The organism is Streptomyces sp. NBC_01304 (genome assembly GCF_035975855.1).
Classification (GTDB): domain Bacteria; phylum Actinomycetota; class Actinomycetes; order Streptomycetales; family Streptomycetaceae; genus Streptomyces.
In genome coordinates this window covers 7,845,645-7,871,066 of record NZ_CP109055.1, presented here as the reverse complement: position 1 = coordinate 7,871,066, position 25,422 = coordinate 7,845,645, and the positions used below count along the sequence as shown (strand labels likewise).

Annotated in this window: 15 protein-coding genes; 8 read left to right on the top strand and 7 right to left on the bottom strand. The window is 72.4% G+C overall.

Features of this window, described 5'->3' with window-relative positions; genetic code table 11:
- Window positions 1-7,656, bottom strand: coding sequence for an SDR family NAD(P)-dependent oxidoreductase (locus tag OG430_RS34960; RefSeq protein WP_327356648.1), 7,656 nt, complete (start codon window positions 7,654-7,656; stop codon window positions 1-3).
- A gap of 217 nt (window positions 7,657-7,873) precedes the next feature.
- Between OG430_RS34960 and cobT the strand changes: the two genes are divergently transcribed.
- The 3 genes from cobT to OG430_RS34945 are packed head-to-tail and all read left to right on the top strand — an operon-like array spanning window position 7,874 to window position 11,547.
- Window positions 7,874-8,998, top strand: coding sequence for a nicotinate-nucleotide--dimethylbenzimidazole phosphoribosyltransferase (gene cobT / locus OG430_RS34955; protein ID WP_327356647.1), 1,125 nt, complete (start codon window positions 7,874-7,876; stop codon window positions 8,996-8,998).
- 42 nt (window positions 8,999-9,040) lie between these two features.
- On the top strand, window positions 9,041-10,852 hold the full coding sequence (locus tag OG430_RS34950; RefSeq protein WP_327356646.1) for a phosphatidylglycerol lysyltransferase domain-containing protein: 1,812 nt from the start codon (window positions 9,041-9,043) through the stop codon (window positions 10,850-10,852).
- Entirely contained in the window at window positions 10,849-11,547 is a 699-nt protein-coding gene (locus OG430_RS34945; protein ID WP_327356645.1) for a hypothetical protein, read from the top strand. The genes OG430_RS34950 and OG430_RS34945 overlap by 4 nt, the downstream gene beginning before the upstream one ends.
- On the opposite strand, the gene OG430_RS34940 is transcribed toward OG430_RS34945, so the two are convergent.
- The gene (locus OG430_RS34940; RefSeq protein ID WP_327356644.1) at window positions 11,525-12,286 is read right to left on the bottom strand and encodes a hypothetical protein; all 762 of its coding nucleotides are present in this window, start codon (window positions 12,284-12,286) and stop codon (window positions 11,525-11,527) included. The genes OG430_RS34945 and OG430_RS34940 overlap by 23 nt on opposite strands.
- Window positions 12,287-12,353: 67 nt before the next feature.
- Here OG430_RS34940 and OG430_RS34935 point away from each other — a divergent pair, with 67 nt between their 5' ends.
- Window positions 12,354-13,148 carry an adenosylcobinamide-GDP ribazoletransferase gene (locus OG430_RS34935; protein WP_327356643.1) on the top strand — a complete coding sequence of 265 codons (795 nt, stop codon included), beginning with the start codon at window positions 12,354-12,356 and terminating at the stop codon, window positions 13,146-13,148.
- A 1-nt stretch (window position 13,149) separates the two neighbouring features.
- Window positions 13,150-13,320: a hypothetical protein gene (locus OG430_RS34930; RefSeq protein WP_327356642.1), complete on the top strand. Its 171-nt coding sequence runs from the start codon at window positions 13,150-13,152 to the stop codon at window positions 13,318-13,320.
- Window positions 13,321-13,363: 43 nt separating this feature from the next.
- On the opposite strand, the gene OG430_RS34925 is transcribed toward OG430_RS34930, so the two are convergent.
- From OG430_RS34925 to OG430_RS34905, 5 genes are read right to left on the bottom strand one after another with little or no spacing between them, the layout of a single operon-like run.
- On the bottom strand, window positions 13,364-14,164 hold the full coding sequence (locus OG430_RS34925; protein ID WP_327356641.1) for an endo alpha-1,4 polygalactosaminidase: 801 nt from the start codon (window positions 14,162-14,164) through the stop codon (window positions 13,364-13,366).
- The gene (locus tag OG430_RS34920) at window positions 14,161-14,787 is read right to left on the bottom strand and encodes a spherulation-specific family 4 protein (RefSeq protein ID WP_327356640.1); all 627 of its coding nucleotides are present in this window, start codon (window positions 14,785-14,787) and stop codon (window positions 14,161-14,163) included. Before OG430_RS34920 ends, OG430_RS34925 begins: the two co-directional genes overlap by 4 nt.
- On the bottom strand, window positions 14,784-16,259 hold the full coding sequence (locus tag OG430_RS34915; protein ID WP_327356639.1) for a hypothetical protein: 1,476 nt from the start codon (window positions 16,257-16,259) through the stop codon (window positions 14,784-14,786). The genes OG430_RS34920 and OG430_RS34915 overlap by 4 nt, the downstream gene beginning before the upstream one ends.
- A complete protein-coding gene (pelF, locus tag OG430_RS34910) occupies window positions 16,256-17,794 on the bottom strand; it encodes a GT4 family glycosyltransferase PelF (protein WP_327356638.1) in 1,539 nt (512 codons plus the stop codon). Before pelF ends, OG430_RS34915 begins: the two co-directional genes overlap by 4 nt.
- 50 nt (window positions 17,795-17,844) lie before the next feature.
- Window positions 17,845-19,932 (bottom strand): hypothetical protein, encoded by a 2,088-nt coding sequence (locus OG430_RS34905; protein WP_327356637.1) that lies wholly within the window; start codon window positions 19,930-19,932, stop codon window positions 17,845-17,847.
- A gap of 299 nt (window positions 19,933-20,231) precedes the next feature.
- On the opposite strand from OG430_RS34905, the gene OG430_RS34900 reads away from it, so the two are divergent.
- The 3 genes from OG430_RS34900 to sucB all read left to right on the top strand — a co-directional run bounded on the left by OG430_RS34900 (window position 20,232) and on the right by sucB (window position 25,308).
- Entirely contained in the window at window positions 20,232-21,761 is a 1,530-nt protein-coding gene (locus tag OG430_RS34900; protein WP_327356636.1) for a leucyl aminopeptidase, read from the top strand.
- A gap of 354 nt (window positions 21,762-22,115) precedes the next feature.
- Complete coding sequence (gene lpdA, locus OG430_RS34895; RefSeq protein WP_327356635.1) at window positions 22,116-23,504, top strand: dihydrolipoyl dehydrogenase; 1,389 nt, start codon at window positions 22,116-22,118, stop codon at window positions 23,502-23,504.
- A gap of 64 nt (window positions 23,505-23,568) precedes the next feature.
- Window positions 23,569-25,308 (top strand): 2-oxoglutarate dehydrogenase, E2 component, dihydrolipoamide succinyltransferase, encoded by a 1,740-nt coding sequence (sucB, locus tag OG430_RS34890; protein WP_327356634.1) that lies wholly within the window; start codon window positions 23,569-23,571, stop codon window positions 25,306-25,308.
- Window positions 25,309-25,422 lie beyond the last annotated feature (114 nt).

The window sequence follows — 25,422 nt, the reverse complement described above, 5'->3', positions numbered from 1 at the left end:
TCACCAACCCGAAGCGGTGTAGACGACCTCGTCCTCGTACCCCTCGCCCCAGGCGAGCTCCCGCAGCAGGGCGAGCACGCCCTCCTCGGGGTCGATCAGCTCGATGCCGCGGCGCGCGTACTCGCGGCCCAGCTCCGGGCTGACCATGCCGCCGTGCGCGCCGGTCGGCGCCCAGGGCCCCCAGTGGACGGTGAGCGTCCGGCTCCCGGTGGCCTCGCGCCAGCGGCGGCCCAGACGGGCGAGCGCGTCGTTGGCGGCGGCGTAGTCGATCTGGCCGCGGTTGCCGTAGACGGCCGAGATGGAGCCGAACAGGACCGCGAAACGCGGGAGTTGGGGCAGTCGGTGCAGGGCGGCGAGGAGGGTGCGGGCGCCGTCGACCTTGGTGCCGTAGACCCGCTCGAAGGAGTCGGGGTCCTTGTCGGCCACCAGGCGGTCCTCGATGACGCCGGCCGCGTGGACGACTCCGTCGATGCGCCCGTACGTCGCGTACGTCTCCTTGACCGCCTGCTGGACGGCCTCCGCGTCGCGCAGGTCGACCGCGCGGTAGCCGGCCTGGCCGCCCACGTCGTGGATCTCGGCGAGGGTGGAGGCGACCTCGCGCTGGGCGAGGATGCGGGACGCGGTGCGCTCGATCTCGGCGGGGCGCATGCCGCCGCGGGCGGCGAGGGCGGCGCGGAGTTCGGGCTTGGTGCGGGCGTCGGCGAATTCTTCGGGTCCGTCCGGGAGTTCCGTACGCCCGAGGAGTTCGATGCGGCAGCGGGCCGCGGCCGCGAGGGTGATCGCGAAGCGGGCGGTGATGCCGCGGGCGCCACCGGCGAGGACGACGACAGACTCCGGGCCGAGCCCGAGGACGGCGGCCTCCGCGATGCCGGTGCCGGCCGGTCCCGAGCCCGCGGTGGCGAGCAGTCCGAGGTGCGTCTCGTACGGCTGAAGACCGCGCCTCGTGCCGTCCGTGCGCAGGACGACCGGCTCGCGGTCGGGCGCCAGGAGCTCCTCGACGAGGGCCTCGGCCTGGTCGGCGGGGCTCCGGGCGGGGTCGAGTTCGACGGTGCGGGCGACGGTGTCCGGGTACTCGCGGGCGACCGTACGGAAGAACCCGGCGAGGCCGCTGGTGTCCCCGGTGTGCGTGGCGGCGAGCAGCCAGCGGGGGCTGCGCCGCAGCGCGTCCTTGAACACGGGGAAGGCGGCGGGCAGGGCGGGCTCCTGACCGGAGAGCGCGCCGAGGTGGATCAGCCCGTCGAGGGCGCCTTCGTCGGGCTCTCCTTCGCCGCGCCTGGCGAGCGCCCCGAGGACGGTCAGCCGGGTGACGACGGCCTGCGCGACGGGGGTGCCGTCCCCGACCACGAGGAACCGCTTGCCGCGCAGATCGCGGGCGGCGTGGGCGCCGGGGGCGGGGGCCGGGTCGAGGGGGACGGGGCGAAGGAGGAAGCGCTTGGGGGCCCGGCCGTAGAGGGGTTCGGGGGCGGGCTCGGGCTCCGGCTCGAACGCGGGGGCCTCCGGCTGGGCGTCGACCACCGGGGCCGGGGCCGGGGTGAGCGTCGTCGGCCGGAGGAGCTCGCCTGCGACGGGCGTGTCCGCGACCGGTGGCAGTTCAGCGTCCAGCGGCGGCTGCAGCGCGAAGTCCGTGTCCTGCTCCGGGGCATCCGCGAAGATCGCCTCCGGGACGATCTCGACGGGCTCGTCCGGCTCGAACCCGATGTGCTCCTCCGGCTCGACCAAGTCGGCCTCGAACTCGAAGAGTTCGTCCCGCTCGACCGGGTCCGACGCGAACCCGCCGGACTCGGCCCGCTCGAACCCGCCGGGCTCGGCCGGCTCGACCACGGCCGGGGCCGCGACCTCGGGGAGCCCCTGCACCGGGATGCTTTCGGGCTCCCCCGAGCCACGTACGACCTCGACAGCGGGAGCACCACCGCCCGGCACCCGGGCCCGCAGCCACTCCGTGATCCCCGCAGCCGTACGCGCCCGGGTCAGCTCCTCCAGCTCCGCGTCCGGCAACGACCGAAGGTCCACCCCCGACCCGAGCAGCCGCCGCCCCAACTCCCCCGCGATCTCGGTCCGCTTGATGGAGTCGACACTCAGATCCGCCTCCAGGTCCAGATCCGGCTCGATCATCTCCACCGGATAGCCCGTACGCTCCGCGATCACCGCGAGCACGGTCTGCGCCACATCGACGGGCGCATCGGCCGGGGGGACCTCGGGTGCCGCCAGGGCCACCGGGCTCGACTGCCCTGCCCCCGCGTGCTGCGCGAGCACCGCGAGGACGGTCTGAGCCTCACCCGAGACCGAGCCCGAGACCGGTACAGGAGCCGGAGCCCCGACCGGCGCCGCGACCGGGGCGGAAGCCCCGCCCACCCGAGGCCGCAGCCACTGGGCGATCCCCTCCGCGGTACGCGCCCGGGTCAGCTCCTCCAGTTCCGCGTCCGGCAACGACCGAAGGTCCACCCCCGACCCGAGCAGCCGCCGCCCCAACTCCCCGGCAATCTCCGTCCGCTTGATGGAGTCGACACTCAGATCCGCCTCCAGGTCCAGATCCGGCTCGATCATCTCCACCGGATAGCCCGTACGCTCCGCGATCACCGCGAGGACCGTGGGCAGCACGTCGACCCGGGCCGGCTCCGGCGCCGCGACCACGGCCTCGACCACCGCGGGAGCCACCGGCGCGGCCTCGACGACCGTCGCCACCAGCTCGGGCATGACCGGCGCAACCGTTACGGCCGACACCACCTGCCCCGGCGGAGCCACCCCCGCCGACCCCCCGAAGTACGAGATGAGCACGTCCCGCTGCGCCGCCACCATCTCGCGGCTGTTGCGCAGGAACTCGTGGAGCAGGGCGTCCCGTTCGTCGACCGGGCCTCCGCTCGGGGTCGTACCTTGGCCGTTCCCGTTCGTACTGTTCACAGTCGTCTCCGGAGTGCGCATGAGGGACGGATTGATGCGTCGGGCGGGTTGCAGCGCGCCGGGCAGCGGGGCGCCGTCGGCGGTGCGTACGAGATGGCCGTCGACCGTCCAGCCCGGCAGCTTCGGCACCGCGTTCGGGTCGGCGAGGACCGCGTCGCGCCCGGCGAAGAGCCGGCCCGCGGCGACCGGGACCCCGGCCGCCACCAGGCGGGCGAGGGCCTCCAGATGGCCGCGAAGACCGGCGTCGGGGCGCGGCTCGAACGGGATCGCGGTGTAGGGGCGGTCGCCCAGGACCTGTCCGACCAGGCCGGTCAGGACGGTGCCGGGCCCGGCCTCGACGAAGACCCGCGCCCCGGCGTCGTACATCGCCTCGATCTGCTCGGTGAAGCGGACCGGGGACCCGATCTGCTCGGCGAGGTGGACGCGTACGCCGGCGGGGTCCGAGGGGTAGCGGGTGCCGGTGAGGTTGGCCCAGACCGGGAATTCGGGGCTTCGGACGGTGTACGTCGACAGGGCGCCGGCGAAGCGCGGTACCGCCCCGGCGACGAGCGGACTGTGGAAGGCACAGGCCACGGGGAGCGGGCGGGTCGAGAATCCTGCGTCGCCCAGCGCGTCGACGGCTCGGGCGACCGCTTCCGTGGGGCCCGAAATGACCGTCTGGGCAGGCGCGTTGTGGTTGGCGGGGACCACTTGGTCGGCGAGGCCGGTCTCAGCGAGGACCCGGGACACCTCCTCGGCGGAGGCGAGGACGGCGGCCATGGTGCCGGGGTCCGCGCCTTCGGGACCGGTCGCCGCGAGGATCGATTCGGCGCGTTCCCGGCTCAGGCCGCCGAGCGCGGCGGGGTCGAGGGCGCCCGCCGCGCAGAGGGCGACCAGCTCGCCGTAGGAGTGGCCGGCCGCCATGTCGGGGCGTACGCCGAACCCGGTGAGCACGTCGTACGCCGCCAACGAGACTGCGCCGATGGCGGGTTGGGCGCACCGGGTGTCGGTGAGCCGGACCCGCTGGGCGAGGCGCTGGGCGTCGTTGAAGGCCATGGGCGGGAACAGCGCGTCGGCCGGGATCCCGCGCAGGTGCCGCTGTGTCTCGGGGAAGGCGGCGAACAGCTCGGCGAGCATCCCGGGCCGCTGGCTGCCCTGGCCGGGGAAGAGGAAGGCGACCTTGTTCTCGCCCTGCTCCGGTGCGGGCTCACCGGCCGGGAAGACCCCGGCCGCCTGCTCGCCGTCGATCAACTTGCGTACGAGGACGGGGAGTTCGTCGAGCGAGTCGGCGACCACCGCGCCGAGCATGCCCGGTCCGCCGGGCCCTTCGGCCCGTCGTGCCGCAGTGAGCGCCAGGTCGCGCAGGCGCCAGGGGCGGCCCGCCTGGTCGTTCTTCGCGCACAGCTTGAGGAGCTCCTCGGCGGCGGCGCCGGTGCGGAGCACGAACAGCTCGGCGGGCCAGGCGTCCGCGCCCTGGCGGGGCGGCGCCCCGGCCTCGTACCCGCGAAGCACCACGTGGAAGTTGGCGCCGCCGAACCCGAAGGCGCTGACCCCGGCGATGCGCTGCCCGGCGGGCTCGGCCCAGGGCAGGGCCCGCTGGTGGAAGGCGAAGGGGCTGCTGGTGGCGGACCAGGCGGTGTTGGGCTCGCGGACGTGCAGGGTGGGCGGGCGGACGCCGGTGTGCAGGGCCAGGGCCGTCTTGATGAGCCCGGCGAGTCCGGCGGCGCACTTGGTGTGCCCGATCTGCGACTTGACCGAGCCGACGACGCACTTGCCGGGCTCGGCGCCCGCGTCCTCGAACACCTGGGAGAGCGTGCCGAGTTCGGTGCGGTCGCCGACGACGGTGCCGGTGCCGTGCGCCTCGATGAGGCCGACCTCGGCGGGCGAGATGCGGGCCTGTGCGTAGGCGCGTTCCACTGCGGCGCGCTGGCCCTCGGGGCGGGGCGCGGTGAGGCCGAGGGAGCGGCCGTCGCTGGCGGCGCCGACGCCCTTGATGACGGCGTAGACGCGGTCGCCGTCGCGCTCGGCGTCGGAGAGACGTTTCAGCACCACGCAGGCGACGCCCTCGCCGAGCGCGATGCCGTCGGCGGAGGAGTCGAAGGTGCGGCAGCGGCCGGTCGGGGACAGGGCGTGCACGGAGGAGAAGAGCAGGTAGTCGTTGATGCCGTTGTGCAGGTCGGCCCCGCCGCACAGCGCCACGTCGGCGGCGCCGCTCATCAGCTCCTTGCAGGCCACGTCGACGGCGGTGAGCGAGGAGGCGCAGGCCGCGTCGACGGTGTAGTTGGCGCCGCCGAGGTCGAGGCGGTTGGCGATGCGCCCGGAGATGACGTTGGCGAGCATCCCGGGGAAGGAGTCCTCGGTGAGCTTGGGGAGCTGGGCGGCGATCTCCTCGGGGAGGCGGCCGACGTAGGAGGGCAGGACGGTCCGCAGCGTGGTGGCGTTGGAGGTGTCGCTGCCCGCTTCGGCACCGAAGACGACGCAGGTGCGCTCGCGCGGGAAGTCCCGCTTGTCGAGCCCGGCATCGGCGAGGGCCCGGCGGGCGGCTTCGAGGGCCAGCAGCTGTACGGGTTCGATGCTGGCCAGGGAGGTCGGCGGGATGCCGTAGGCCAGCGGGTCGAAGGGGATGCGGGGCAGGAAGCCGCCCCACTTGGAGGCCGAGATGTCGTGGGCCTCGGCGTCGTCGCCGTAGTGGAGCGTGGCGTCCCAGCGGCTGTCGGGGACCTCGGTGACGGCGTCGGCGCCGCTGAGGATCTGCTGCCAGTACGCGGGCAGGTCGGGGGCGCCGGGGAACATGCAGGCCATGCCGACGACGGCGATGTCGAGCGACTCCGGGGTCGCGGGAACCTCGGCCTCGACGGCCTGCTCGGCCTCGGCACGGAGCACCAGGGCGGTCCGCCGCTTGTAGAAGTCGGCTGCCCGGTCGGCGACTTGGTGGTGCAGATCCGCGATGGTCGTGGTCTCGGAGCGGAGCACGGCGACCTCGCCGGCCATGAACATGCCCTCGCTGAGCTGGCGTTGCTCGTCGACGTCGACGAGTTCGTCGCCGACGCGCTCGATGCCCTTGCTGGCGATGCGCAGGCGTCCGACGTTGAGCCGCTCCAGCTCCTCCCAGGCCTGCCGCTCGGGCACGCCCTGCTCCCGGAGTTCGTCCTTGAGCTGCTGGTACGCGTCGCTGAAGGCGCTCGGCACACAGCGGGTGGCGTGGCCGGGCGCGGTGTGCAGCAGAGCGGTGCTCTCGGCGGCAAGGACCGCTCGCTGGAAGAGCGGCCGGATCGCACCGCAGTCGACGGCCTCCTCGGTGAAGAGGTACGCGGTCCCCATCAGGACGCCGACCGCGACGCCCCGCCCGGTCAGCGAGGTGGCGAGGGCGGCCACCATCGCGGCCGAGCGCTCGTCGTGGATGCCGCCGGCGAAGAGGACCTGCAGGTCCTGCGGGTCGACGTCCGGCGTGGCATCGAGGAAGTCCTCGAGGACGGCGAGCTGCGCCTCCCACAGCGGGAAGCTGTTGCGCGGCCCGATGTGCCCGCCGCACTCGGCCCCTTCGAAGACGAAGCGCCGCGCCCCCGCCGACAGGAACTGCCCGAGCAGTCCGGGCGAGGGCACGTGCAGGAACGTACGGATGCCGTCGGCTTCGAGATCGGCCGCCTGCGAGGGCCGCCCGCCCGCGATGATCACGTGCGTGGGCCGCAGTTCGCGTACGGCTTCGAGCTGGGCGGTACGCACCTCCTCGGGCGCGAAGCCCAGGATGCCCACGCCCCAGGGGCGTTCGCCGAGCGCGGCCCGGGTCTGCTCCAGGACGGTCCGGGTCTGCGGGGCCCCGGCCAGGGCGAGCGCGATGAACGGCAGTCCCCCGCCGTCCGCGACGGCCGAGGCGAACCGCGCCTGGTCGCTGACCCGGGTCATCGGGCCCTGAGCGACGGGCAGCGCGGTGCCGAGCGCGCGGCACATGGCCGAACCGCCGCGCAGGGCCGAGCCGTCGGACCGTACGGCCGCGTCGATCCCCGCCTCGACGGCGGCGAGCGCCCGGCCCACCGTGCCGTACCGGTCGGCGAACCGGGCGGCGAGGAACGCGTCCTGACCGAGCGGCAGGCGGGCCTCGCGGAGTTCGGCGGCGAGGCCGGGGCGGCGCCGGTCGAGCTGGCGGCGGCCGTCCACGACGACCGTCTCGGAGCCGTCCGCGGTCCGCAGGAGCGCGCCGACCGCGGGCTTGACCTGCGCCTCGTCGAGGAGCGCGAGCTGCACGTCGAGGACGACGCCCCGCGCGCCCGCGACGACGGCCGCGGCCGCGGTGTGCGGGCCGATGCCGCCGCAGGCCCAGGCCGGGATGTCGGGCACGGCGTGCAGCACCCGCTGCAGGAGCACGAAGGTCGACAGCTCGCCGCACGGGCCGCCGCACTCGCTGCCGCGCACCACGAGTCCGACGGCGCCCTCGCGGGCCGCGGCAAGGGCCTCGGCGGAGCTGCGTACCTCCGCGAACACCCGTACGTCCGGGAGCTCGGCCTTGATCTGGCCGATCGGCCAGGGTGCGTCGGGGGCGAGCAGGACGGTGTGCGGTCCGTCGGGCGAGGCCAGCTCGGCGGGCGGCAGGGCGCAATGGGCGGGGACGCGGACGCCGAACGCTCCGGGCGCCCACTGGCGGGCCAGGGCGAGCGCCTCGCGGGCACGGCGGTCACCGGCGCCCAGGTCGAGGAGGCCGAGCCCGCCGGCCCGGCTGACGGCGGTGGCAAGGCGTGCGTCGGGTTCGCCGAACGGGCTGACGCCGATGACGGTGTGCGTCACGGAAGGTGGCTCCTCTGAGTGCGACACGGGCAGCTAGGCGCAATTCACGCAGTACGACAATCCGATACAAACCGGAACGTAAGGGATCGCCGAGCGAGGTGCAATGACGCTCCGGAGTCAGTGCATCGCATGGCGTAACACTCCGTCAGATTTCACCGACCCTTGACTGACGACCCGTCAGATCCCTAGTTCGATTCACCCCGGTACTGTTCGGCGAATGAGCTCGCTGAATCTCGACGACTTCTCCGATCTGATCGAGCGCCCCGACGGCGGCGTTCGCCGTGACGCCGAAGCCCGCAGGGAGCGCCTGGCCGTGCCGCCCGGCGCGCTCGGCCGGCTCGACGAGCTGGGCGAGTGGCTTGCGGCCGCGCAGTCGTCAGTTCCGGTCAAGCCGATCGCGCGCCCGCGCGTGCTGCTGTTCGCCGGCGATCACGGGGTGGCGGAGCTCGGGGTGTCGGCGCGGCCGCAGGGCAGCGCGCACGAACTGGTCCGGGCGGTCCTGGAGGGCGAGAGCCCCGTCGCGGTCCTGGCCCGCAGAATCGATGCGCCCGTACGCGTCGTGGACATGGCCCTCGACTGCGAGCCGGACGCACTGCCCGCCGAGGTGGTCTCCCACCGGGTGCGGCGCGGCTCCGGGCGCATCGACATCGAGGACGCGCTGACCCGCGAGGAGACCGAGCAGGCCTTCCAGGCAGGCATGGCGATCGCGGACGAGGAGGCGGACTCCGGCACCGATCTGGTCGTCCTCGGCGATCTCAGCGTGGGCGGCACGACGCCCGCGGCGACCCTGATCGCCGCCCTGTGCGGCACCGACGCCTCGGTGGTCACCGGGCGCGGCGGGCGGCCCATCGACGACCTGGCCTGGATGCGCAAGTGCGCGGCGGTCCGCGACGCGCTGCGCCGGGCCCGCCCGGTGCTCGGCGACCAGCTGGAGCTCCTGCAGACCGTGGGCGGCGCCGACCTCGCGGCCATCACCGGCTTCCTGCTGCAGAGCGCGGTGCGCCGGACCCCGGTGATCCTCGACGGCGTGGTCTCCGCGGCCTGCGCCCTGGTCGCCCAGCGCGTCGCCTTCCGGTCGCCCGACTGGTGGCTGGCCGGGCACACCAGCGGCGAGCCCGCACAGGCCAAGGCCTTCGACCGGCTCGCGCTCGAACCGCTGCTCACCCAGGGCGTCACCGCGGGCGAGGGCACGGGCGCGCTGCTCGCGTTGCCCCTGGTGCAGTCGGCGGCGGCCCTGGCGGCGGAGCTTCCCGAGGCGCCCGCCGCCGAGCCGGAAGCCGAACCTGGGGATGAGTCGGAGCCCGAGGTAGACCCTGAGGCTGACCCGGAAATCGCCCCCTAGGCGGAAGGCGGCCCGCGCCGGGCCGCCATAGGATCCCATTTCATGGGAGACGTCGGATTTGCGGCCGGGGAAACCGACAAGCGCGAGCAGCAGGACCGTCACGACAAGGACGTCCGGCGCGAGAAGCACGCCGTGGCGAGCAGACGCGGCGCCGCCTTCGCCGTCTGGTACTTGCGGGCCGTCGCGTTCATCAATTTCCTCAGCGCCGTCTGGGTCTCCCTGGGCCAGGATCTGCGCCGCCACAACACGGAGAACTACTTCACGCCGTACATGCTGACGGCGGGCTTCGCGTCGGGTCTGTTCACGCTGTTCCTGGCGATCACCATGCGGCGCCGCAAACGCGCCGCATGGATCCTCAACTTCGTGCTCGGCGGCCTGTTCCTGCTGCTCTTCACCTTCGCCATGTTCTTCGCGGAGATCCGGCAGTACGCCCAGAACTGGATCTCGCTGGGACTCACCGCGGCCTTCGTGGCGGCCCTCCTGATCGGCCGTCACGAGTTCTACGCGAAGGGCGACCGGTCCAACCCGAAGCTCGCCGCCGCGGTCGCGGCCGGCGGGCTCCTTGCGACCTCCTTGTTCGCCGCGTTCCTGGTGACGGTCACCAACCACGCGCACGACGGCCACCACTCCACGTTCCTGGACCGCTGGCGCTACGGCACCATGCGCCTCGTCTCGCTCGCCACGAACGACAAGCACTTCGCGGGCATCACCACCCCCGGCTGGGTGAACGTCGTCATCAACGTGCTCAGCACGCTGCTCCTGCTCGCCGTCCTGTACGCCGCCTTCCGGTCCCGCAAGGCCGTCGACCCGCTCACCGAGCAGGACGAGCAACAGCTGCGCGCCCTGCTCGACAAGCAGGGCGACCGGGACTCGCTCGGCTACTTCGCGCTGCGCCGCGAGAAGAGCGTCGTCTGGTCCCCGACCGGGAAGGCCGCGGTCACCTACCGCGTGGTCGGCGGCGTCTCGCTCGCCTCGGGCGACCCGATCGGCGACCCCGAGGCCTGGCCCGGCGCCATCGAGCCCTGGCTGGCCGAGGCCCGCGAGCACGGCTGGGCGCCGGCCGTGATGGGCGCGAGCGAGGAGGCCGGCACGGTCTACGCCCGGCACGGCCTGGACGCCCTGGAGCTCGGCGACGAAGCGATCGTGGAGACCGCCGAGTTCACGCTGGACGGGCGGGCCATGCGCACCGTCCGCCAGGCCTACAACCGGGTCAAGCGGGCCGGGTACGAGGTGCGGATCCGGCGCCACGAGGACATCCCCGCCGACGAGATGACGTACCTCCTGAAGAAGGCGGACGACTGGCGCGACGGTGCCACCGAGCGCGGCTTCTCGATGGCCCTGGGAAGGCTCGGCGACCCCGGCGACGGGCGCTGTGTGATGCTCGAATGCACCGACGGCGACGGCGAGTTGAGAGCGGTGCTCTCCTTCGTGCCGTGGGGCCCCAAGGGGCTCTCCCTCGATCTGATGCGGCGTGACCGGGACTCCGAGAACGGCCTGATGGAGTACATGGTCATCGAACTCCTGCAGCGCGCCGAAGAGATCGGGATCACTCAGGTCTCACTGAACTTCGCGATGTTCAGGTCGGTCTTCGAACGTGGCTCGCGGCTCGGCGCGGGCCCCGTGCTCCGGCTCTGGCGCTCCCTGCTCAGCTTCTTCTCCCGTTGGTGGCAGATCGAGTCGCTGTATCGCGCCAACGCCAAGTACCGGCCCATCTGGGAGCCGCGGTTCCTGCTCTTCGAGAAGAGCGGCGATCTGCTGCGCATCGGAATCGCCTCCGCCAGGGCCGAGGGCTTCCTCGAAGCCCCCGGCCTGCCGAAATGGCTGCACCGCAGACACCTGGAGTCACAGAGATGAGCACGCTGGTCAGGCTGGCCAGGGCGGAGTGGGGGCCGCTCTTCAGAGCCGTACGGAACGGACTCGTCGCCAAGAAGTGGCGGGCGATCCCGATGACGATCGGCGCGGTCTGCCTGACCTCGCTCTTCCAGTTCATCCAGAACCAGCAGTGGGGCTACCAGTTCATCCAGAACATCGGCTCCGTCCGCGCCGAGGACCCCCTCTGGCTGGCCCTGCTCCGCACCCCGCTGTCCCTCTTCGTGCCCGCACTCGACCTCCCGGTGATCGGCGCCCTCGCCCAGATCCTGCTTGTCTTCGGCATCGCGGAGATCTGCCTCGGCTGGTGGCGCACGCTTCTCATCGGGTACGTCGCCACGCTGGCCGGCACCCTGTACGCGCGCTTCGGCATCTGGCTGGGCTTCGACAACCCGCTCGGCCTGCCCGCCTCCGACGCCCAGGTCATCGACACCGGCCCGTCGGCGGCGGTGGTCGGGCTCGCGGTCTACGTCTGCTGGAAGTACCGGGCCTGGTTCACCGGGGCCCTGGTCGTGATCGTGATGGTGATCGAGGTCCTGTTCAAGGACAACCTCGCGGGCAAGGAGCACCTGGCGGCGATCGCGTCGGTGCTCGTGCTGTGCGGGCTCGCGGCGCTGCGGCACCGGCGCTCGGGCACGCGGTCCGGGGGCGAGCCGGTCAGCGGGAGTCCGGCCGGGTGAGCTCGGGGTCGGGCTTGCCCCCGATCAGGTCCTCGAGCTTGCGCCGCGGACGGGCCCAGCGCTTGTCGTGGTGGTACGCCCGCAGGCCCGACTTGGCCCTGGCCCGGGCACGGTTCTTGTAGAACATCCGCCACCAGGGCGAGCCGGGCCGGGCAAGGCGGATCGCGCCGAACATCGCCACGAACGGCACCACCGTGCCGAGCAGCGCCATCCGCCCCTTGCCCTTTGCCAGCGCGACCAGGGCGAAGAAGAAGTTCAGGGCGGTGTTCATGACGACGATGCCGCGGTTGTGCCGCTCGGACTCGGTCAGTTCATTGACCCCGAAGGGCAGGAAGCCGCCGAGCACCAGGGCCACCAGAGCCGTGGTGAGCACCACGAGCTCCACGCTCTGGCGGCCCTGCTCGGTCCAGTAGACGTCGTCGAGGTGCAGGACGAGCGCGAACTCGTCGAGCACCAGGCCCGCGCCCAGGCCGAAGATGACCGCGGAGAGCATCGAGGCGAAGCTGTGCCGGCCGCTGCCCACCGCCCCGAAGCCGCCGATGATGGTCAGCACGATGCCCGGCACCACGTGGTGGATGTGCATCCCGCCGGGCGTGATGTTCCTGAACGGTCCCCTGCCCGCCCGGATGAGCCGGGTGATGGTGCGGGTGACCAGGAACGACGTCACGAAGGAGAGCAGGGCGAGCAGCAGCGGCAGCTTGCCCGGCTCGACGATGTTGCGGTACCACCAGTCACCCATGCCCGCGCTCCCGAAATGTGGGTTATGCGTAATTTACCGGGTAGGCGGCCGGGATAGCCTGCGCACGATGACCACGAAGACTCCGTCGGGCGGCCTGGCGCACGGCATACGTTTCGCCTTCGGCACCCTCACCGTCCTGCCGGTCCGGGTGACCCGCTGGGACCGGGACGCCGCCCGCGCCGGCATGCTCTGCGCCCCGCTCGCGGGCCTGGTCGTGGGCCTCTTCGCCGCCGCACTCGGCGGACTCCTCCTGCTGCTCGGCGCGGGCCCGCTGCTCGCGGCCGCCGCGACCGCCGCGGTGCCCGCCGTGCTCACGCGCGGGCTTCACCTGGACGGCATCGCGGACACCGCGGACGGCCTCGGCAGCGCCAAGCCCGCCGAGGACGCGCTGCAGATCATGAAGCGCTCGGACATCGGCCCGTTCGGCGTCATCACCCTCCTGTTCGTCCTGCTCGCGCAGGTGGCGGTCCTCTTCCAGCTGTACGAGGAGAGCTGGGCGCTCGGCGCGGTCGCGGCCGCGATCTCCGCGGTGGCCGCCCGCACCGCCCTCACCCTGGCCTCGCGCCACGGAGTCCCGGCGGCCCGCCCGGAGGGCCTGGGCAAGGCGGTCGCGGAGACGGTGCCGGTCCGGGCGGCACTGCTCGTACTGCTCGCCGCGACCGGGGCGGCGGCCGCTTCGGGGGCGCTGTTCGGAACGTACGACGTGATCCGTTGCGCAGTCGCGGTCCTGGCCGGCGTCGGGGTGGCGGAGCTGCTGCTCCGGCACTGCGTGCGGCGGTTCGGCGGGGTCACGGGCGACGTGTTCGGGGCACTGGCCGAGACGGCGGCGACTGCCGCGCTCGTCGTGCTGGCGCTGGGCTGACGTGCCCGGCTTCAAGAGGCTGGCCCTGTGGGCCGGGCTCGTGCTCTGCATCGCCTTCACGGCCTGGGTGGTCTGGGGGTTCCTCCAGTTCGACGAGGACATCGAGCGCCCGCGCGAAGGCGGCTTCTCCGGCTGGCAGTGCGACGCCGGCCCGGACTGCCAGGACCGCTAGACCCGCCAGACCCGCCAGACCCGCCAGACCCGCCAGACCCGCCCTAGGGCTTCCCGCAGGGCGAGCGCCACGCGTCCAGTTCGTACCGCTTCAGCATCGAGCTCAGGCCCAGCCGCTTCGCCTGGCCGCAGAAGCGCCGGGTCGGCAGTTCGTACTCGACGTGGAAGACCGCCTTCCCGGCCGCGATGAACGGCTTGAGCAGGTGGCACTCGCCGAACTCGGCGCACTGCTCGTTCACCGCGAAATCGAAGTCCCGCACCAGGGTGGGGATCTGCTCCAGGTCGTTCTTGAGGCCGACCGCCAGGCCGCGTTCATGGGCGAGGCGGGCGATGAGGCGGTTGTAGCGGAGCTGGTCGGCGGCCTTGAGCGGGAAGCCGGTGCGGTTGAGGTGGCCGTCCATGTTGTCCGGCTCGACCGCGTCGAAGCCCTTCTCGCGGCACATGTCGATGCGCTCGGCCATCAGGGGTTCCAGGACGTCGGTGCGGCGGATGTCGAGCCAGCGCTCGCCGGGCCAGCCGTTGGACCGGCCGATGACCGCGCGCGGGAAGCGGCCGGCGTCCGGGCGGAACTCCTCCCAGGCCCCCGTGGACAGGTAGCAGATCACCTTGCGGCCGCGCCGGTGCAGGTCGGCGACCGTGCCGGCCGAGTGGTCGAAGCCGTCGATGTCGTAGACCGGGACGTCGACGGCCGGGTCCAGCTTTCCTCTGAGCTGCCACTGCCAGGGGGTGCCGGGGCGGGGCTGCCAGCGCTTGCCGGTGGGCTGCGCGGGGCCCGGATCATCCTGGCGGGCCGAGGTACAGCCCGCGAGGAGCAGGGCCAGGAGCAGCACGAGTACACGTCTCACCGGGCCACCGTACGCAGCGCGTGCGGGAGCGTCCCCCACGGGTGCGCACCCGCGCCCGGCACCGCGCAGTGCAGGTCCGCCGTGACGAGGGCGTCGGCCGGGGCGTCGTACACGAGGTGGCACAGGAGCGTGCCCGGCCGGGTGCCCGGTGGGCGTTGTCGGGTGTACGTCTCCCAGGTGCCCTCGAACGTGACCAGTACGTCGGCGAGTTCGGCGTACTCCGGGTGCGGGGCCGTGCCGTGGTTGAGCACGAGCGTGCGGGCCCCTGCCGCGCGCGCGGCCAGGGCGAGGCGGCGGTAGTGCGGCAACCGGTGGTGTTCCGTGGCCACTTGATCGAGGAACGCACCGTCGGCGCCGTACCACTCCTGGTGCCGCAGCAGGTCGGCGACGACTTCGGCGTGCGGGCGGCGGGCGTAGTCCGTGTCGGTGTAGCCGAGCACCCGGACGCCGGCCCGCCGCAGCTCGGCCGCGACCTCGGCGAAGGCCGGGTCGGGGGCGCGGCCCGGGCCGCTCGCGGGGTTGAGGACGACGCCGTACAGGTGGGGGGCGGCCTCGATGAGCGCGGCCCACTCGGCGGGGCGGTGGGCCGGGTGCTCGTAGTACGGGACCAGGAGGTTGGTCATGAGCGGTGTGCCGTGGCCCTTCCTAGGAGGAGGCACACCAGGGTGGCGAGCACGAGCGCGGTGGCACCGGGGACGATCAGGGCCACTTGTCGGGGGGTGCCGGTGTCCGTGAGGACGGCGGCGGTCTGGACTGCGGCGGCTGTGGCGCAGACGGCTGCGGCGCGGTGTGCTTCGCCGAATGCCTGCAGGAGAAGGCCGGTCCACATCGTCGTGCCGAGCAGGAGCAGGGCGGCGGTGCGGGTGGGGCTCATCTCTGGGGAGTTGGGCCAGGCTGCCGTGCCGGCGGCGTACAACAGGCCCAGGATCAGGACGTACGCCGTCAGGCATTGCACCAGAGTGCCCGTGGTGGACCGCCAGAAGGCTCCTGGGGTGCCGGTCCTTCGCAGGCCTGTGAGGCTCTGGCTGCGGAAGCGGTACAGGAGCCATTCGGCTGGGCCCATGCTGATGGTCAGGGCTACTGCTGCCGGTGCGGCGATGGCTGCCGCTGCCCCTTCTGTGAACACTTCGCCCAGTGCTGCGTGCAGGACAAGGGCGCCTGTGGCGAGGCCGAATACTGCGTACGGAATCGACGCGGTGATCCAACTGCCCACAGAGGTGGGGGTAGCGGTGGAGGGAGCTGAAGCAGCGCGGCGGCTCGCAGGGGTGGCGGGCAGCTCCCGTGCTGCCAACACCACCACCGCCCCCAACGACCCCACCAGCAGCCCCACCCGTACCCACCCCGCCAGGTCCGCCCCCAGCGCCAGCACCGCCCCCGCCGTCATCGGCAACAGCGCGTACAGCAGGGCCCGTTCGCGGCCCAGGACCAGCAGGACCGTCGCCGCACCCAGATAGATCGCCTGGCCCGTGGCGAAGAGGACCGCCGGGAGATCGCCCGACCGGGAAGCCGCCAGGGATACGAGCGCGCCGAGGCCCGCGCCCACCGGAGCGCCGAGCAGGAGCGCACGCCCCGCCGCGGCGCGGTCGCCCAAGCCGAGCCAGGTGTAGGCGCGGTGGGCCACGCCCTGGTTCCAGGACCAGCCCACCAAAGCGCCCGCGAGCAGCGGCACCGTGCCCGCGGGCAGGCCCCAGGGGCCGGGGGCCGTGGCGAGCAGGGGTGCGCCGAGGACGTAGGCGAGTCCGGGCAGGGCGAAGACCAGGCCCCGCAGGAGGCAGCCGAGCAGGCCGGTCCGCCAGGGGTCCGGGGCCCGCTCCGGCTCGGGGAAAGCGCGCTCCACGCGCGCGTAGAGGTCTTCGGCGAGCGAGAAGGAATCGTCACGGCCGAAGCGGAGCCGGATCTGTTCGTCGGTCAGGCCGTCCGATTCCAGGAGGGCCGCGATCTCGTCGGGGTGCACTGCGGCGCCGATGAACTCGCGCAGCCGCTCGGCGAGTTCGTCGAGCGGGTCGACGGCCCAGGTAGGGCTCTGTCGCGGGATCGCGGGGAGGGCGCCGCTCGCCGGGCCGGAGGGCGGCGGCAGCCAGAGGGAACCGCTCACCAGGCGGCCCCGTCCAGGGCGGAGTCGTGGTGCCAGGGGTCGCGGTACCAGGGGTCGCGCAGCTCGACGGTCCAGTCGGCGACGGTCTCGACGTGCGGCTCGTACACGACGTCGTCGATCCCGGCGAGCTCCAGGTAGATCTGCCGGAAGCCGTCGACGGAGCGGCGCAGCGTGAAGCGGTCGATGACGCGCTGGCGCGCCAACCGGCCGAGCTCCGCCCGGCGCTCGGCGTCCGCAAGGAGCGACAGCGCGGCCGCCGCCATCTTCTCCGGCTCGCGCGGCGGCACCACCAGACCGGTGTCGCCGACCGCCTCCCGCACCCCGCCGACGTCCGTGGAGACCGTGGGCCGGCCGCAGGACATGGCCTCGATGAGGGAGAACGGGAAGCCCTCGCTGATGGAGGAGAGCATCACCACGCTGCCCGCCGCATAGGCGCGCGCCACATCACTGATGCGCCCCTCGTAGCTGATGCCGTCGGCGACTCCGAGCTCGGCCGCTAGCTTCTCGAGCCGCGTCCGGTAGCCCTCTCCCCCGGCGGGCACGCCGCCGTACAACCGCAGCCGGGTCTCCGGGAGTTCGGCCCGCACGCACGCGTAGGCGCGGATGAGCGTCTCCAGGTCCTTGATCGGGTCGATCCGCCCGGCCCAGCTGAGGGTGGGCGTGGCGGGTTCGGGTCCGGCGTGCGGGAAGGCGTACGGGTCGACGCCGTTGTAGACCGTGCGGATCCGCTCGGCCGGGGCGCCGCCGCGCTCCTCCCAGCGGCGGTTGTACTGGTTGCAGGGCGTGATCAGGTCGGCCTTGCGGTAGCCGAGCGTGTTCAGCTCCCGGTAGAAGCCGAGCATGAAGGCCTTCACCGGCCAGCGCTGGGCCTCGGTCCGGTAGCCGAGGTAGCGCTCGCGCAGATAGATGCCGTGCTCGGTGAGGAGGAAGGGCACGCCGTCCAACTCCCGTGCCGCGAGCGCCGGAAGGGTCGCAAGGCCGCTGCTCACCGCGTGCGCCACCGAGTCCTCGGGGATGCGCACGCCCAGCGGGCGCAGCGCGTGTTCGAGGAGGTCGGTGGCGGTGAGCGCGTCGTGCACGGTGGGCCGGGCGGCGGCCGTCGTCAGATGCGGCATGGTCCAGATCCACATCAGGGTCCGCAGCGCCGACTCCGTACGCAGCGCCGCGGAAAGCTTTCCCTGCCGGGCAAGGAGGGCCAGCTCCCGCAGCCCCGTCCCGAAGTCGCAGTGCGCCTGCGGGTCCAGGAAGGAGAGGAGGAACTTCTCGTACGTGTGGAGGAATCGGCGCCGCGAAGTCCCGAGCGGGGCCCGCCCGCGCGGGCGCGGGCCCCACAGCGGCACCGAGGTGTGCCGGTAGGCGTTGGGCGGCAGCTCCCAGGTGACGGGCTCGCGGCCGCTGCCGGTGAGGGCGACCACGTTGAAGGACACCTCGGGCATCCCTCGTACCAACTGGTCGCACCAGGTGCTCACGCCGCCGTGGGCATGGGGATACGTCCCCTCGGTGAGCAGCGTGACATGGCGTCCTGAACCAGGCATGACTTCGTCCCCCCTGGACACGTACAGATGCGGAGAGTTGCTGGTGGTGCTCAGCTCGGCAGGCGCAGCACGACGGCCGTCTGCAGCGCTTCCGGCTGGGTCCAGTCCGAGCGCCGGCCCGCGTACGGCGTCCCGAACACGGCTGTTCCCAGGAGGAGTTGCTTGCGGGTGCCTTCGGGCGCGGTGACCGGGATCTCCACGCCCGAGGGGGCCTTGACGGTGACGGTGGTGCCGATCCGGTAGGCGCTGACGGTGCCGTCGGCCACGGCCTTGGTCCAGCTCGCCCGGCGCTTCAGCTCCTGGCCGGCCGCGCTCTGGCGCGGGTTGACGAGCGGGGTGTTGTCGGCGAACAGGGCCCGGTAGCCGTCGAGCACCCGGTCGAGGACCGGGTACAGGAGCCGCTCCTCGGCGAGGTTGGACTGGTGGACGTAGTGCGGGCGCGGGTCGTTCGCCAGCACGTGGCCGAGTGCGGTGCGCGCTTCCCGCGGGACGATGTACGAGCCGTACCCGGTGGTCACGTCGAGCGGCTCGTCGAGGCAGGTGGAGGTGGAGGCGTTGTCCTCGCAGACGCCGCTGCCGCCGTCCCCCTTCGCCGTGTAGATCCAGTTGTACTCGTCGGTCATCTCGGCGGCCGTGCCGACGTTGTAGTACACGTTCATCGGGTGCCGCGGCACCGTGCGGGAGGTGCCGACCGTCCGCTGGGCGGGCTCGCGGGAGTTGTCGCTCGCGAGCCACTGCACGCCGTTGTCGGCGAGGGCCGGGCCGAGGTTCGGGTTGTCGTCGGGCTGCTGGGGGAGCCTCTTGAGGCCCGAGTGCTCGCCCGTGACGAGTTCGGCCCGGTTGACCGGGAAGCCGCGCTGCGCCGCCCAGTTGTGGTTGTTGCCGATCTCCGCGGAGATCGTGGCCCGGCTGACCCAGACCACGGCGTTCGTGGCGGTGCGCTGACAGCTCCACGGCACGGTCGAGGTGTTCTGGGCGCAGCCGAGGAACGGGTGCGTATAGGTGTGGTTGACCCACCGGTACTGGGCCCGGTCGGCGGTGAGCCGGTCGGTCAGCGGGTCCGTGCCGCCGTGCTCCTGCTTCCACAGTTCGCCCTGGCCGGCGTTGTAGACCATGTCGAGCTGGAAGCCGGCGGCCGTCGGGGACTTCTGCCACTGGGCGGCGTACGCCGCGTCGGCCGCGGTCATCCGGACGGGGGCGGCGCCCCCTTGGTCGCCGTCGGGGCAGTCGAAGTCGCCGGGGGTGCAGTTGCGTGCGCTGTCCCAGCGGGCGTCCGGGGCGAACACGTCGTCGACGTGCACGGAGAAGTACTGCCTGCTCTGCCCGAGATGGACGCCCTGGGTGAGCCATTCCACGATGCCGCGGGCGAGCACCCGGAACTGCTGCTGGTACTGGTTGGCGGCGAAGGTCACCACCAGCTCGCGCCGCCCGTCATGCGCGTACTCCCCGAGCAGACTGGCCCGCCCGCCGTCGGGCACGGCCAGGTCCAGATAGGGCGTGAACCCTTCGCGGGGCCGGCCCGCGTAGCCGTAACTCTCGCCCACCGTGGGGTCGTTGTCCTCGAACTTCACCGGCCCGTCCAGATACCCGAAGGGCCCGGCCTTCCCCGCGGCGGTCAGCGCGGACTCCTTGCCGTCGAGGGTCCCGGTCCAGCCGCCGTTGTTCGTGTAGTCGAGCCCGACCCCGGGGTGCGCCCAGGTGTACGCGTCGACCTGGCGGATCCCGAATGCCTTCTCGTACGCCACCAGGGCGGCCTGTTCCGCGAGGCCGGGGGCGTCCGTGCCGAAGGGCGCCTCGTGCGGCAGCACCACGCCCTGGAACTTGGCACGGGGTGTCCCGGACACCGTGTCGCTCAGGTAGGCGGCGTCGACGCGCGGGCGCCCCGCGTCGCCGAGCTTCAGCGTGCTGTAGGGAATCCCGGTGTTCTTCAGCTCGGCGGTGACGGCCTCGACGCTGCTGCCCCCGTCGTCGACCACCAGGACCTTCAGGTCGATCCGGGGCTCCGCCGCCGCGTCGGCCGACGGCACCGCTCCCCAGGGCGTGCCCAGCGCCAGGAGTCCGGTCGCCGCCGCGAGCACGGCGGCGTTCCTGAAGGTTCTGGTCGTGAAGGTTCTTGTCGTGCGGAATTCCAGCGCCATACAGCGCCCTCCCCCTCGGAGACCCTCGCGTCGGGCATTTCCGAGGAGGATGTGTGGAAGATCTGCGAAAACGGTCGCACTCCGGCGTCCGATTCAGCCGATTCTGGCCGACGGCCCACCCGACACACCGGGTGGTGGACAAAGACTCCACGGACGAGTGAATGGCCGCTGACGCGGGCGAAACCCCTGACCCCGCGTAGGCTCACTGATGGCGCTCCTCCGGCCTGGCACACCGAGCCTGGACCCGGTCGACCCACCCACAATCGGCCACGTACAAACGGAAGAGGGAACTCACCACCGTGACTGCTCTGACTCTCAGCACCGCCGCGGCTGCCGGCCTGCGCGCCGACGTCGTCGTCGTCGGTGTCGCGAAGGGCGACAAGGGCCCCGTCGTCGCGCCGGGCGCCGAAGCCGTGGACCAGGCGTTCGACGCCAAGCTCGGCTCCGTCCTCGAGACCCTGGGTGCCTCCGGCGGTGACGGCGAGGTGACGAAGCTGCCCTCGCCGGCCGGCGTCAAGGCCCCGGTCGTGCTGGCGGTCGGACTCGGCGCGCTCCCCGAGAAGGACGAGACGTTCGCCACGGACACCCTGCGCCGCGCGGCGGGCGTCGCCGCCCGTGCGCTGAACGGCACGAAGAAGGCCGCGTTCGCGCTGCCCGTCGAGGACGCCGAGGACGTCGCCGCGATCGCGGAGGGCGCCGCCCTTGGTGCGTACGCGTTCGTCGCGTACAAGGAGAACGGCAAGGACGCCAAGGCCAAGAAGGACGCCAAGGGTCCGCTCGCCGAGGCCGTGATCCTGGGCGGCAAGCCGCGCGACAAGGAATACAAGGCCGCGATCGAGCGCGCCACCGCGCTGGCCGAGGAGATGAACCGCGCCCGCGACCTCATCAACACCCCGCCGAACGACCTCGACCCCGAGGCCTTCGCCGCGGTCGCGCAGGCCGCGGCCAAGGAGCACGGCATCAAGGTGCAGGTGCTCGACGAGAAGGCGCTCGCCAAGGGCGGCTTCGGCGGCATCCTCGGCGTCGGCGTGGGCTCGGACGCCCCGCCGCGCCTGGTGAAGCTGACCTACACGAGCTCCAAGGCCAAGAAGTCTCTGGCATTTGTCGGCAAGGGCATCACCTACGACTCGGGCGGCATCTCGCTGAAGCCGGCCGGGCACAACGAGACGATGAAGTGCGACATGGCCGGCGCCGCCGCCGTGTTCGCCGCCGTCGTCACCGCGGCCCGCCTCGGCCTCGAGGTGAACGTCACCGGCTGGCTCGCGCTCGCCGAGAACATGCCGTCCGGTTCGGCCACCCGCCCCGGCGACGTCCTGCGGATGTACAGCGGCAAGACCGTCGAGGTCCTCAACACCGACGCCGAGGGCCGCCTGGTCCTGGCCGACGCGCTCGCCAAGGCCTCCGAGGACAAGCCGGACGCGATCGTGGACGTGGCCACCCTGACCGGCGCCATGATGCTGGCGCTCGGCAGCCGCACCTTCGGGATCATGGCCAACGACGACGCCTTCCGTACGTCGGTGCACGAGATCGCCGAAGAGGTCGGCGAGCCCGCCTGGCCGATGCCGCTGCCCGAGCACCTGAAGAAGGGCATGGACTCCCCGACCGCCGACATCGCCAACATGGGCGAGCGGATGGGCGGCGGCCTGGTGGCCGGCCTGTTCCTGCAGGAGTTCGTGGGCGAGGGCATCGCCTGGGCGCACCTGGACATCGCGGGCCCGGCCTTCAACGACGGCGGCCCCTTCGGCTACACCCCCAAGGGCGGCACCGGCACGGCGGTCCGCACCCTGGTCCGCCTCGCCGAGCGCACGGCCGCGGGCGACCTCGGCTGACCGTTCCCTGTGGACGGGCGGGACCCTGAATGACTTACGGCCCCGGGCTTGCCGCCCGGGGCCGTACGCATGCGCCGGGACCTCGATCCCACCCGTCCCGGGGATTTCGCCCTGGACGAAATCCGTACGTACATACGCAGCACTGATCCCGTCCTGTGATCGATCAGACGTCTCACAGCCCGGCCCGACGTCCCGCTCCCCGCCGACAAGTGCGAAGATGGCCTGTGGCAGGACAGGGCCCCCACCAAAGGGCCGAAGGACACAGCGGCCGTACACCAGCCGACCGGGCGGTCACACCCCCACGAAGTGGGAAAGCCGGCCCGGCGACCGGCGCACATGCATGGAGGACGTGACGTGGCGAACGACGCCAGCACCGTTTTCGACCTAGTGATTCTCGGCGGCGGTAGCGGCGGGTACGCCGCGGCGCTGCGCGCGTCGCAGCTGGGTCTGGACGTCGCTCTGATCGAGAAGAACAAGCTGGGCGGCACCTGCCTGCACAACGGCTGCATCCCCACCAAGGCGCTTTTGCACGCCGGTGAGGTCGCCGACCAGGCGCGCGAGAGCGAGCAGTTCGGTGTCAAGGCCACCTTCGAGGGCATCGACATCGCGGCCGTCCACAAGTACAAGGACGACGTGATCTCCGGCCTCTACAAGGGCCTGCAGGGCCTGGTGGCCTCGCGCAAGGTGACGTACATCGAGGGCGAGGGCCGCCTGTCGTCCCCGACCTCCGTCGACGTGAACGGCCAGCGCATCCAGGGCCGCCACATCCTGCTGGCGACCGGCTCCGTGCCGAAGTCGCTGCCGGGTCTGAACATCGACGGCAACCGCATCATCTCCTCGGACCACGCGCTGGTCCTGGACCGGGTCCCGGAGTCGGCGATCATCCTGGGCGGCGGCGTCATCGGCGTCGAGTTCGCCTCGGCGTGGAAGTCCTTCGGCTCGGACATCACGATCATCGAGGGCCTCAAGCACCTCGTCCCGGTCGAGGACGAGAACAGCTCCAAGCTTCTTGAGCGCGCCTTCCGCAAGCGCGGCATCAAGTTCAACCTGGGCACCTTCTTCCAGAGCGCCGAGTACACCGAGAACGGCGTCAAGGTCACCCTGGCCGACGGCAAGACCTTCGAGGCCGAGGTCCTCCTGGTCGCCATCGGCCGTGGCCCGGTCTCGCAGGGTCTCGGGTACGAGGAGCAGGGCGTCGCGATGGACCGCGGCTACGTCCTCGTCGACGAGTACATGCAGACCAACGTGCCGACCGTCTCGGCCGTCGGTGACCTCGTCCCGACGCTCCAGCTCGCGCACGTCGGCTTCGCCGAGGGCATCCTGGTGGCGGAGCGTCTGGCCGGTCTCAAGACCGTTCCGATCGACTACGACGGCGTGCCGAAGGTGACGTACTGCCACCCCGAGGTCGCCTCCGTGGGCCTCTCCGAGGCGAAGGCCAAGGAGATCTACGGCGCGGACAAGGTCGTCGCTCTGAAGTACAACCTCGGTGGCAACGGCAAGAGCAAGATCCTGAAGACCTCGGGCGAGATCAAGCTCGTCCAGGTCAAGGACGGCGCTGTCGTCGGTGTCCACATGGTCGGTGACCGCATGGGCGAGCAGGTCGGCGAGGCGCAGCTCATCTACAACTGGGAGGCGCTGCCCGCCGAGGTCGCGCAGCTCATCCACGCGCACCCGACGCAGAACGAGGCGCTGGGCGAGGCCCACCTGGCTCTGGCCGGCAAGCCGCTGCACTCCCACGACTAGTAAGCCCTCGGGCCCGTATGGCCCCCCTGAACTTTCCGCACTTTCGTAAGGAGCAACTGAAACCATGGCGGTTTCCGTATCCCTTCCGGCGCTCGGCGAGAGCGTCACCGAGGGCACTGTCACCCGCTGGCTCAAGGCCGAGGGCGAGCGCGTCGAGGCCGACGAGCCGCTGCTCGAGGTGTCGACCGACAAGGTCGACACCGAGATCCCCTCCCCTGCTGCCGGCATCCTCGCGTCCATCAAGGTCGCCGAGGACGAGACCGTTGAGGTCGGCGCCGAGCTGGCCATCATCGACGACGGCTCCGGCGCTCCTGCCGCTGCCGCCCCCGCCCCGGCTGCCGCCGAGGCCCCTGCCGCTCCGGCCGCTCCGGCTCCGGTCGCCGAGGCCCCCGCGGCCCCGGCTCCCGCCGCTGCTCCGGCCGCCCCGGCCGGTGGCGCCACGGGCACCGACGTGACGCTGCCCGCCCTGGGCGAGTCCGTCACCGAGGGCACCGTGACGCGCTGGCTCAAGGAGGTCGGCGAGTCCGTCGAGGCCGACGAGCCGCTGCTCGAGGTCTCCACGGACAAGGTCGACACCGAGATCCCGTCGCCGGTCTCCGGCGTGCTGCTCGAGATCGTGGTCGCCGAGGACGAGACCGCCGAGGTCGGCGCCAAGCTGGCCGTCGTCGGCGCTGCGGGTGCGGCTCCGGCCGCTGCCCCGGCTCCCGCCGCCCCGGCCCCGGCTGCCGCTCCGGCTCCGGCTCCGGCCGCGCCTGCTGCTCCGGCTCCCGTTGCCCCGGCTCCGGCCGCCCCCGCGGTCCAGGCTCCGGCCCCGGTCGCGCCTGCCGCTCCGGCTCCGGCCGCGCCCGCTGCTTCGTCCCCCGCGGACGACGGCGCGTACGTGACCCCGCTGGTCCGCAAGCTGGCCTCCGAGTCCGGCGTGAACCTCGCGGACGTCAAGGGCACCGGCGTCGGTGGCCGCATCCGCAAGCAGGACGTCATCGCCGCCGCCGAGGCCGCGAAGGCCGCCGCTCCGGCGCCGGCCGCCGCTGCCGCCGCCCCGGCTGCCGCTTCGAAGGCTCCGGCCCTCGAGGTGTCCCCGCTGCGCGGTCAGACGGTCAAGATGACCCGCATGCGCAAGGTCATCGGCGACAACATGATGAAGGCGCTGCACTCGCAGGCCCAGCTGACCTCGGTCGTCGAGGTCGACATCACCAAGCTGATGAAGCTGCGCAACAAGGCGAAGGACGCCTTTGCCGCCCGTGAGGGCGTCAAGCTGTCCCCGATGCCGTTCTTCGTCAAGGCCGCTGCCCAGGCGCTGAAGGCCCACCCGGTCGTCAACGCCCGGATCAACGACGACGAAGGCACCATCACGTACTTCGACTCGGAGAACATCGGCATCGCCGTTGACGCCGAGAAGGGTCTGATGACGCCGGTCATCAAGGGTGCGGGCGACCTGAACATCGCCGGTATCTCCAAGAAGACCGCCGAGCTGGCCGGCAAGGCCCGTGGCGGTGGCCTCACCCCGGACGACATGTCGGGTGCCACCTTCACGATCTCCAACACCGGCTCCCGCGGCGCCCTGTTCGACACGGTCATCGTGCCGCCGAACCAGGCCGCCATCCTGGGCATCGGTGCCACCGTCAAGCGTCCCGTGGTCATCAACCACCCGGACCTCGGCGAGACGATCGCGGTGCGCGACATGACCTTCCTGTCGCTCTCCTACGACCACCGTCTGGTGGACGGCGCGGACGCCGCCCGCTACCTGACCACGGTCAAGGCGATCCTGGAGGCCGGCGAGTTCGAGGTCGAGCTCGGCCTGTAGTCCGTCTTTCGGTGAGGCTGTAACGCTCGTCTCATCAGCGCATACGCCCCTGTCCGGTCTCCACCGGGCGGGGGCGTAGCCGTATTGTCTAGTGGTCACAGCCCTGCCTGAGGA